Source organism: Campylobacter troglodytis (assembly GCF_006864425.1).
Lineage (GTDB): Bacteria > Campylobacterota > Campylobacteria > Campylobacterales > Campylobacteraceae > Campylobacter_D > Campylobacter_D troglodytis.
In genome coordinates this window covers 1-1,009 of record NZ_QHLI01000169.1, presented here as the reverse complement: position 1 = coordinate 1,009, position 1,009 = coordinate 1, and the positions used below count along the sequence as shown (strand labels likewise).

Genomic DNA, 1,009 nt, shown 5'->3' with positions numbered 1-1,009 from the left:
AAAGAAGAGAGGGCTAAAGAAGAAATAAAAGAAGAAACACAAAGCAAACTCATAAACAAAAATATAATCTTCTTTGCCTACGATGAAAGCCTTGGGATAAATTTAAGCACTGATACAAAAGACAATGCTTACCGTGTGTATGATGATAAAGGAACAGGAGCTAGCAAAGTAGTAAAAGCAGATCGCATAACTTCAATAGAACTAAAAATACTTCAAACAAGATTTAGGCTTGAATTTGACGGACAAAGTTTGCAGTTCTTAGAAAATGAAAGAGTGATAAAACAGTGGGAGGCAAGAAGTGGCGAGGCCTTAGTGAATTTAAAAGAAACTTTACAAGAAAATTTGCAAGAAAGACATAAAGAAAAACAAAAAGAAAATAAGCAAGAAAAAATTTTTGATATACTTGTGAGTTATAATAAAGCTAGACTTGATTTAAAAGGCATAGAATTTACTCAAAAAGATGAGCTTTGTTCTTTGTTTAAAGCCTTTGATATAAAAGAAGAAAATAGAATTTCATTAAGGATAAAAGAAACAAAACGCATTTTAATCTTAATTGAAAGATTCAAAGAAAGCACAAAGGCTACTATGGCCAGGATGAATATTTATATAGACGGAAAAAGAGTGGATAAAAATGGTAAGTTCATAGAAAACTCACAAAGCCTTTTAAATCAAGCTTATCATACCAATAAGCTTATAAGCTTAAACGAAACTAAGCTAGCAAGGCTTACACAAAGAGCATTGTAGGCATTAAATGGCGATGAAAGCTTAAATTCACAAGAAGACTTAGAATTCAAAGAAACACAAGAAGCAATGAAACAAGAGGGCTTAAAATTCAAGGATAGCTTAAATTCACAAGAAGGCTTAAAAGCATTAAATAAAGATGAGAACTTAATTATAAATTCACAAAAAAGCTTAAAATTCACACAAACACAAGAAGCAATGAAACAAAAAAGCTTAAAATTCAAAGAAGCACAAGAAAGAATGAGGTATGAATTCTTTAATCATCTCT

At 30.4% G+C, this 1,009-nt stretch carries 2 protein-coding genes; both read left to right on the top strand.

Annotated elements, in window-relative coordinates; all coding sequences use genetic code 11:
* On the top strand, positions 1–744 hold a 744-nt coding region (locus DMC01_RS14125), incomplete at its 5' end, for a hypothetical protein (protein WP_185908964.1).
* A gap of 66 nt (positions 745–810) precedes the next feature.
* A partial coding sequence (locus tag DMC01_RS12565; protein WP_142694520.1) for a hypothetical protein occupies positions 811–1,009 on the top strand: 199 nt, incomplete at its 3' end.